This window comes from Phenylobacterium aquaticum (assembly GCF_947378715.1).
Taxonomy (GTDB): Bacteria; Pseudomonadota; Alphaproteobacteria; order Caulobacterales; family Caulobacteraceae; genus Phenylobacterium; species Phenylobacterium aquaticum_A.
The window spans coordinates 1-8323 of record NZ_CANCLE010000165.1 but is presented as its reverse complement, the minus strand read 5'-3'; the positions used below and the strand labels follow the sequence as shown (position 1 = coordinate 8323).

At 66.3% G+C, this 8323-nt stretch carries 7 protein-coding genes, 1 tRNA gene and 1 pseudogene; 5 read left to right on the top strand and 4 right to left on the bottom strand.

The genetic code is table 11. The features are described from left to right. Window positions 1–202: 202 nt before the first annotated feature. Window positions 203–955, top strand: a complete 753-nt coding sequence (locus Q7P21_RS17265) for a DUF4328 domain-containing protein (RefSeq protein WP_304164434.1) — start codon at window positions 203–205, stop codon at window positions 953–955. A gap of 34 nt (window positions 956–989) precedes the next feature. Here the strand turns inward: Q7P21_RS17265 and Q7P21_RS17260 are convergent, their stop codons facing one another. The 3 genes from Q7P21_RS17260 to Q7P21_RS17250 form a co-directional block, all read right to left on the bottom strand. Next, the gene (locus Q7P21_RS17260) at window positions 990–1955 is read right to left on the bottom strand and encodes a CoA ester lyase (protein WP_304164437.1); all 966 of its coding nucleotides are present in this window, start codon (window positions 1953–1955) and stop codon (window positions 990–992) included. 103 nt (window positions 1956–2058) lie between these two features. Continuing rightward, window positions 2059–2134, bottom strand: a tRNA-Asn gene (locus tag Q7P21_RS17255). 61 nt (window positions 2135–2195) lie between these two features. Beyond that, window positions 2196–3236, bottom strand: a complete 1041-nt coding sequence (locus Q7P21_RS17250; protein WP_304178083.1) for a hypothetical protein — start codon at window positions 3234–3236, stop codon at window positions 2196–2198. 235 nt (window positions 3237–3471) lie between these two features. Here Q7P21_RS17250 and Q7P21_RS17245 point away from each other — a divergent pair, with 235 nt between their 5' ends. Then, the gene (locus Q7P21_RS17245) at window positions 3472–4962 is read left to right on the top strand and encodes a Mur ligase domain-containing protein (RefSeq protein WP_369695350.1); all 1491 of its coding nucleotides are present in this window, start codon (window positions 3472–3474) and stop codon (window positions 4960–4962) included. 18 nt (window positions 4963–4980) lie between these two features. On the opposite strand, the gene Q7P21_RS17240 is transcribed toward Q7P21_RS17245, so the two are convergent. Next, on the bottom strand, window positions 4981–6315 hold the full coding sequence (locus tag Q7P21_RS17240; protein ID WP_304164445.1) for an acyl-CoA dehydrogenase family protein: 1335 nt from the start codon (window positions 6313–6315) through the stop codon (window positions 4981–4983). 235 nt (window positions 6316–6550) lie between these two features. Between Q7P21_RS17240 and Q7P21_RS17235 the strand changes: the two genes are divergently transcribed. The 3 genes and pseudogenes from Q7P21_RS17235 to Q7P21_RS17225 form a co-directional block, all read left to right on the top strand. Beyond that, window positions 6551–7441, top strand: a complete 891-nt coding sequence (locus Q7P21_RS17235; RefSeq protein ID WP_304178080.1) for a phosphotransferase family protein — start codon at window positions 6551–6553, stop codon at window positions 7439–7441. After that, window positions 7438–7800 (top strand): DUF6285 domain-containing protein, encoded by a 363-nt coding sequence (locus tag Q7P21_RS17230; RefSeq protein ID WP_304164451.1) that lies wholly within the window; start codon window positions 7438–7440, stop codon window positions 7798–7800. The genes Q7P21_RS17235 and Q7P21_RS17230 overlap by 4 nt, the downstream gene beginning before the upstream one ends. A 32-nt stretch (window positions 7801–7832) precedes the next feature. Continuing rightward, window positions 7833–8323 (top strand): annotated as a pseudogene (locus Q7P21_RS17225) (kynureninase); the annotation flags it as partial.

Genomic DNA, 8323 nt, shown 5'->3' with positions numbered 1-8323 from the left:
CTCCGATCTTCGTGGACCAGCCGGTGCGCCTGACCGGCGATACCGCGACAGGCGCCTTCCAGGCGATCCGCTGCGACGGCGCCCAGGCCATGACGGCGGAGGTGGGTTAGGCGTATCTGGTTGCGCGGCCGGTTATCGACACAAGGGTGAAGCTATGCTTCGATCAACCTAAGGTGGGGGTTGGGGCGCTGTGGACAGGGTCATGCTTCGGTCGGAGTGGCGGCGCTGGACGTTGACGCTCAACATCATCTCGACCCTTTGCTTGTTTCTACAGGGCGTGCGGGCCCTATTGGTCGACGGTCTGGCTGCGCCCTGGCTGGGTGATCCCGGCGACGCAGGAGCAGTGTCGGATACGTGGCTCAAGTGGATCTTTGTGGCGACGGCCTGTGTCGAACTGGCCTGGGTCTATAAGGCCTATTCACTCGCGTCTCAAAGCTCGGGGAAGCTGAAATATTCGCCGATCCAAGCGGTCGCGTTACTCATAATTCCAGTGCTGAATCTTCTGTTCGGTATACCCGTAGCATATGCGCTTTGGAGAAGCGCTCGAGCACCTGAGAGGTCTCTGATAATACTGGTCTGGTGGGCCTTCTGGATATGTTCGTTCTATCTCAGTGTCGGATGGTATGTCTCATATCTCATGCCCGTCAGGGGGCAGACTGTATTCGTTGGCTCGACGTTTTGCTTTTTGATCCTGGCCAACCGAATCACGGGCTATCAACTCGCCCAATTGTGCGCTGAACCTTCTGACTTGGCTGTCGTGGGCGAAAGCCGGCCTTCGCCGGTTATGCCGCCGCGGCCAGCGGGATGGAGTCTGGACGGCGGCGTCGCGCCCCTCGCATCCGTCGACATTGATGAAGAGGCCCAGGAGCATTCGATGACGGTTCAGCAGGTGATCACCGCCAACCCTGCCGCCGTGGTCGTGATCAGGAAGCCCGCGGCTCCGAGCAGCGACTGATCTTCGACCTGATTGGCGGGCTGGCTCTTGCCCTTTAGGCCAGCCCGATCCGCTTGGCTTTCTCCACCAGGCCCTGGGCCTGACGGACGGAGGCGATGTCGATCATCTTGCCGTCCAGCACCACGGCGCCGCGGCCTGCGGCCGAGGCCTCGTCCAGGGCGGCCAGGATGCGGCGCGCCTTGTCGATCTCGGCGGGGGAGGGGCTGAATGCGGTGTTCAGGGTCTCGATCTGGCTGGGGTGGATCGCCCACTTGCCGTCGAAGCCCATGGCGGCCGAGCGGAGGGCGGCGGCCTGCAGGCCTTCGGCGTCGTTGAAGTCGCCATAGGGGCCGTCCACAGGCCGCACCCCGGCCGCCCGGCAGGCCACGACGATGCGGGCCAGGGCATAGTGCCAGGGGTCGCCCAGGAAGCGCGCGCGGGCCCCTTGGGCGTCCGCGTCGGCCAGGATGGCGTAGTCGGGCACCGGGCCGCCGATCGAGGTCGAGCGCGCGCCGATCGAGGCGGCGAAATCGCCGGGGCCGAAGTGCAGGCTTTCCACCCGGGGGCTGGCGGCGGCTATGGCCTCGACGTTCGTCAAACCCTCGGCGGTCTCGATCTGCAGTTCCAGGCCCAGGCGTTTGCGCCCGGTCGCGGCCTCGATCTGGGAGAGCAGGACGTCCAGCAGGTGCACGTCGGCGGCGCTGTTGATCTTGGGAACCATGATCAGGTCCAGCCGGTCGCCGCCCCGCTCGGCCACCTCGATCAGGTCGCGGTACATGAAGGGGGTGTCCAGCGCGTTGATCCGCACCGAGACCGTGCGCTGGCCCCAGTCCAGTTCGTTCAGGGCGGCGATGACCGTCTCCCGAGCCGCCGGCTTGTCGGCGGTGGCGACCGAGTCCTCCAGGTCCAGCATGACGATGTCTGCGGCGCTGGCGGCCGCCTTTTCCAGGAACCGGCGCTGGGAGCCGGGGACTGACAGCTGGGAGCGGTTCAGGCGGGCAGGGCGGGCGGTGTCGAGCATGGGGAGAGGCTCACAGGACGGGACGAGAACGAGCGAAGCGCGCGTCCGGTCTTAAGTGTCGTGATGCGGTGGGTCTAGCTGGGAGCGCTCTGGCTCCCCACGATGGCTCCCCGAGCAGGACTCGAACCTGCGACAAGTCGGTTAACAGCCGACTGCTCTACCAGCTGAGCTATCGGGGAACATCGTTGGAGGCCGGGCGTATAGACTGGCCCGCGCGGACGCGCAAGCCGGTCCGCGCGACTAATATCCGAGCTGTTTGCCGTTCGGCTTTCCCTCGACGATCTGATCCAGATATTCGCTGAGGCCATAGCCCACCAGCTCGCCGCAGCGGTACTCGGTCATGCCCTCGGTGATGCGGGTATGGAGCTCGGTTCCGTCCGGGGCGGTGCGGCGGTTGCGCAGGGGAATCAGCGACAGCACCTGGCCGGTGACCTCATAGGCCTTGCCGCCTTCGGTCTTCACCTTGGCCCGCAGCGCGGTCTGGTAGCCGTTGTCGTCCCAGTCGCTGTCGATCACGCATTCGCTGATCAGGTCATAGACCCCGTCCCGGAACACCATGCCGCCCTGGCGGGCGCCGCCCTTGCCGTCGCCGATCACCGACAGCATCATTCCGAAGTCGCGGCCGAAGTTCATCGGGCACCAGCGGTACCAGTCGATGGCCTGCCAGTGGCGCGGGCCCCAGGACTTGTCGCGCAGGCCATAGCCGGAAATCTCGAACCGCTCGTCGCCGATCGTGAAGCTGCCGGTGGCGGCGCAGTGCTGTTCATAGTGGGCCTTGGCGAAGGACTTCTCGGGATCGATCTCCAGGGAGGAGCCGTCGGCCTTGACCGTCTCGCCGCCATACATGGGCGAGACGCCCTCATAGGTCAGGTCCACGGTGCAGGGAACCGACGGGTTCTCGCGGAAGGCCTTCTTGGGATCGGCCATCTCGTGGGGACGGGCGAGAATCAACGCCTTGCCGGAATAGCTGACCTTGAGCTGCTTGAAGGGCTCGACCACCTGGACCTTCAGGCCGCCGGCGTTCATCTCGCTATTGCCCTCGATGGTCGGGCGACCGAACATGAAGGCCACCCGTCCGTCCGGCAGATAGAGACAGACGCTCATCTCGGCATAGTGCTCGTTGGGCCGGTTGCCGATGCGGAACCAGCCGCCGGTCTTCTTCGCCGGATCGAAGACGTTGAAGTACATGCTTTCGTTGTAGTTCTTGGCGTCGCCGGGATCGTGCGGGAACTCATCCTGCGGTTCGAGGCGGGTCTTGAACCCGGTCGGAGTCTTGGCCATGCGGACCTCCCAGTGCTGGTGCTTGCAGGGAGGTTGGGCGCGTTGACGCGGGGGGCGGCAAGGGGAACCCGGCGGTTCTTGACCCAGGTCAAAAAAAAGCCCGGCATTGCGCCGGGCTGTATGAAGTCGGTGATGGTGGGGTGTCTTCAAGGAAGACAATGACAGACTCCGCCTCCCTGGTTAGCCAAAGGTTAATCGGGCGGATTCAGACTCATTAATCGTCCGCAAAGACAGAATGCCGCATGGAAGCCTAAGGGCCCCAACGCGGCGCCCGGCGGTGGGTGAGGCGGGCTCGCGACGATCGCGGACCGAAGGGCGGGGCGGAATGCGCATACATTTCACAGGCATAGCCGGAGCGGGCATGAGCGCCGTCGCCCTGATGATGCGCGACGCCGGCCATCAGGTGTCCGGATCGGACGAAGACGTCTTTCCGCCCATGTCGACCTATGTCGCGGGGCTGGGCTTTCCGGTCGTCTACCGATTCGACGCAGCGAATCTCCCGGCCGACCTCGACATCCTGGTGCTGGGGACCAGCGCCAAGCTGGGGGGCGAGGACAATCCCGAGGTCGCTGCGGCCAGGGCCCGAGGCGCCAGGATCACCACCTTCGCCGAACTGGTGGGCGAGGTGACGGCCGGGCGGATCAACACCGCGGTCGCCGGTTCCTTCGGCAAGTCGACCTGCACCGCGCTGCTGGCCCATGTGCTGCGCCAGGCGGGCGTTGACGCCGGCTGGATGATCGGGGCGATCTCACCCTCGCTGCCGGCCACCGGCCACTGGGGTGCGGCGCCGGACATGGTGCTGGAGGGCGACGAATATGTGGTCAGCCAGTCCGATCCCCGCTCCAAGTTCGCGCTCTATCATCCGGACCACCTGCTGCTGACCTCGCTGATCCACGACCACGTCAACGTCTTCCCGACCTTCGCCGAATATGAGGCGCCGTTCCGCGCGCTGCTGCGTGGGCTGCCGGCGCAGGGCGTGGCGGTGATGCGCGAGCATCCGGCGATCCGCGCCGTGGCCCATGAAACCCGAGCCCGCATCGCCTGGTACGACACCCAGCCTTGCGACGGCTGGTTCAGCCGCGACGTGGTCTATGGCGAGACCACCCGCTTCACCCTGGTCGGACCGGGCGGGCGGGAACTGGCGCTCACCACCACCCTGCTGGGCGCCCACAACATCGAGAACATCGTCGGCGTCAGCGCCTATCTGCTGGAGCGTGGACTGGTAAGCGAGGGGGCGCTCGCCGCCGCCCTGGCCGCCTTCGCCGGCATCCGCCGCCGTCTGGACCGGCTCACCACGACCTCGCGCATTCCGCTGATCGAGGGCTTCGGCTCCTCCTATGAGAAGGCGCGCTCGGCCATCGAGGCCTTGAAGCTGCACTATCCGCACCGGCCGCTGACCGTGGTGTTCGAGCCGCACACCTTCTCCTGGCGCTCCCGCGACGCGCTCAGCTGGTACGACACCGTGTTCGAGGGCGCGTCCCGGGTGCTGGTGATCCCGCCGCCCGAGCACGGGGCGGCGAGCCATCACCAGTCCGGCTATGACGAAATCCTGGCCCGCGTGGCCGCCACGGGCATCCCGAGCCAGGGCGTCAGAACGGCGGAGGCGGCGACCGCCGCCCTGAGTGGGCTCAAGGGCGACGAGATCGTGCTGCTGCTGTCGTCAGGCCCCTTGCTGGGGCTGCCCGACAGCCTGCCGGCGGTGTTCGATCGGCTCTATGGCGCCTGAACACCGCCGCCGAGCGGCCTAGTGCCGCGCGGGGATCGGCTGGACGTATTCGTCGCTGGCCGCGGCTTCGGCGAACAGCTTCTTGCGCGGACCCATGTAGCCGAACAGGAACGCGGCCACCTTGCGCATCTGGATCTCTTCCGAGCCCTCGGTGATCCGATAGCGGCGGTGGTGGCGATAGATGTGCTCGAAAGGTTTGTGGCGGGAATAGCCCATGCCGCCATGGATCTGCATGGCCCGGTCTGAGGCTTCGCAGACCAGGCGGTTGGCCCAGTAGTTACACATGGAGACCTTGTCGGAGAGCTGGCGCTCGACTTCCTTGTGCTCCATCTGGTCCATCTGCCAGGCGGTCTTGCGGATCAGAAGCCGCAGCATCTCGCACTGGGTGGACAGTTCGACCAGCGGCCACTGGATGGCCTGGTTGTCCGACAGCGGCTTGCCGAACGGCTTGCGCGTGCGGGCGTACTTCACGCTCTCCTCGATGCAGTACACCGCCGCGCCCAGCGACGAAGCCGCCTGGCGAATGCGGTTCTGGTGCACGAAGCTCTGGCCCAGGCCCAGGCCGCGATCGATCACGCCCCAGTAGCTGTCCTCCGGCACCCAGACGTCGGTGTAGCTGACCCTCGGGTGGTCGGTCGGCATGTTGAAGGTCCACATATATTCCTCGATCTTCACCCCGGGGGTGTCGGCGGGAACGATGAAGCAGGTGATGCCGGTGGCGTCGCCGTCCTTGCCGCTGGTGCGGGCGAAGACCATGCAGTGGGTGGCCACGTGCATGCCCGTGGACCACATCTTCTCGCCGTTGATCAGCCAGCCCGGCTTGCCGTCCTTCTCGTGGGGAACCGCGCGGGTCTCCATGAAGGTGGCGTCCGAGCCGTGATTGGGCTCGGTCAGGCCGAAGGTCGTGCGCATCTTGCCGCCCAGCAGCTTCTCGCCGTCCCGGGCGTACTGGGCGTTGGTGGCGAACTCCTTGAACATCAGGATGAAGGGGTTGTTGCCGACGATCGAGTGCTCGGTCTGCAGGTCGTTGTGCAGGCCCAGGCCCGAGGCGGCGAGATGTTCGCGGATGACGGCCATGTCGAGATTGGTGCCGCCCTTGCCGCCCATTTCCGGCGGCCAGGCGTAACGCAGGTGGCCGGCCTCGTCGGCGACCTTGCGGGCCTCGGCCAGCAGCTCCTCCCATTCGTGACGGGGCAGGCCGTCGCGGTCCCAGTCGGTGCGGGCGTGCTCGCGCCGATGGTCGAAGAACCGGATGTTGTCGTCGCGGTTCTCGATCGGCTTGATCTTCGCCTCGATGAAGGCGTCGAGCTCGGCCAGATAGGCCGTCAGCTCAGGGGACAGGTTGAAATCCATGGTCTCACTCCCTCGGGGTGTTGGCCCCGTCGCATTTTGGCCGGCAGGTTGGTCGCCGAAATTGTCGATTTACAAGCCGGCTCTTCGTCCTGCAGATCGTTAAATCTGAGTCAGCCGAAAGTTCCGTGGCGTCATGGAAGTCGATATCGCACAAGCCCTTACGCGGCTCGCGCCGAAGTTGGGGGCGCCGGGAGGAAGTATAGAAAATCTCCAGCGCCTCTCGGGCGGGGCCAGCATGGAGACCTGGGCCTTTACGGCCGTTGCGGAAGGCGTCCGCAAGGACCTCATCCTGCGCCGCCGGCCGGGCCCCTTCGACGAGGAGACTTCGCGCTCCACGTCCTTGGCCACCGAGGCGGCTCTGATCCGCGCGGCGGAAAAGGCCGGTGCGCCTGTGGCCCCGCTGATTCACCTGGCTGTGCCGGAAGATGGCCTGGGCGAGGCTCACATCACCCTGCGAATCAGCGGTGAGACCCTCGGCCGCAAGATCGTCTCGGACCCGAAGTTCGAGACCGTGCGACCGCACCTGGCTCGCCAGTGCGGCCAGATTCTGGCGCGAATTCACTCGATTTCGCCGGTCGGACTGCCGCTGAAGACTGCGGACGCCGGGGAGGAACTGGATCGCTATGAGGCGGTCTATCGCGCCACCGGCGCCGAGCGGCCGATCCTGGAACTGGCCTTCCAGCATCTGCGCAAGTCGATCCCCAAACCCCTTCCGGATGTGCTGCTGCACGCCGATTTCCGGAACGGCAATCTGATGATCGACCCCGACAAGGGCGTCGCCGCCGTGCTCGACTGGGAGCTGTCGCACCTGGGCGATCCGGCCGAGGACCTCTCCTGGATCTGCGTCAATTCCTGGCGGTTCGGACGCAGCGACAAGCCGGTCGGCGGCTTCGGCGACTATCAGGACCTGCTGGAGGGCTACGCCGAGGCCGGCGGCGGCGAGATCCCGCTGTCGCGGGTGCTCTACTGGCAGACCCTGGGCTCGCTGAAATGGGGGGTGATGTGCCTGATGATGTACGAGAGCTACGCCTCGGGCGGGACCGTCTCCGTGGAGCGGCCGATGATCGGGCGCCGGGTCTCCGAGACTGAAATCGACCTGGTTCATCTGATGGAGGCCGGCCTGTGATCGAACATCCGAAAGCCGAGGAACTGGTCGAGGCGGTCGCCAAGTGGATCGACAGCGTGCGCCCGAACCTGCCGCCCCGCGACGCCTTCCTGGCGCGGGTGGCGGTCAATGTGCTGGGCGTGGTGGGGCGCGAGCTGACCCTCGGTCCGGCTGCGGAAGCCAACGCCGTGCGCCGGCTCAGCGCGCTCCTGGGGCAGGAGGGCGACTTCCAGGCCCTGAACGCCCAGCTCTGTGAGGCCATTCGCGACGGCGAGATGGATGTCGAGACCCCCGGCCTGCTGGCCGCGCTCAAGGCCAACATCACCGAGCAGATCGCCATTGATCAGCCGAACTATTCCTCGGTCAGACCGACGACCTAGCGGAAGCCCGCGATCAGCGGTAAGCGCGGGTCATGATGCTGACCCGCGCGGCCTGCGAGGCCCTTGATCGCGACGACCCCCTGGCCGCCCGCCGGGCGCTGTTCGACCTGCCCGAAGGCCTGATCTATCTGGATGGCAACTCCCTGGGCGCCTTGCCTCGCGATGTCGGCGAGCGGCTGGGTCATGCCGTGGGCCAGGAGTGGGGGCGGGGGCTGATCCGGAGCTGGAACGCCGCCGCCTGGATCGACCTGCCGGCCCGGGTCGGCGGCAAGATCGCCCGATTGATCGGCGCGGAGGCCGACGAGGTGATCTGCGCCGACTCCACCTCTGTCAATATCTTCAAGCTGGCCGCAGCCGCCCTGATGATGCGGCCTGGCCGCAAGGTGATCCTGTCGGAGCCCGGAAATTTCCCGACCGACCTCTATGTGCTCCAGGGCCTGGCCGCGTTCGCCGGTGACGTGGAGCTGCGCACCGTGCCCGCCGACCAGATCGCCGAGGCCCTGGATGACAGCGTCGCCCTGCT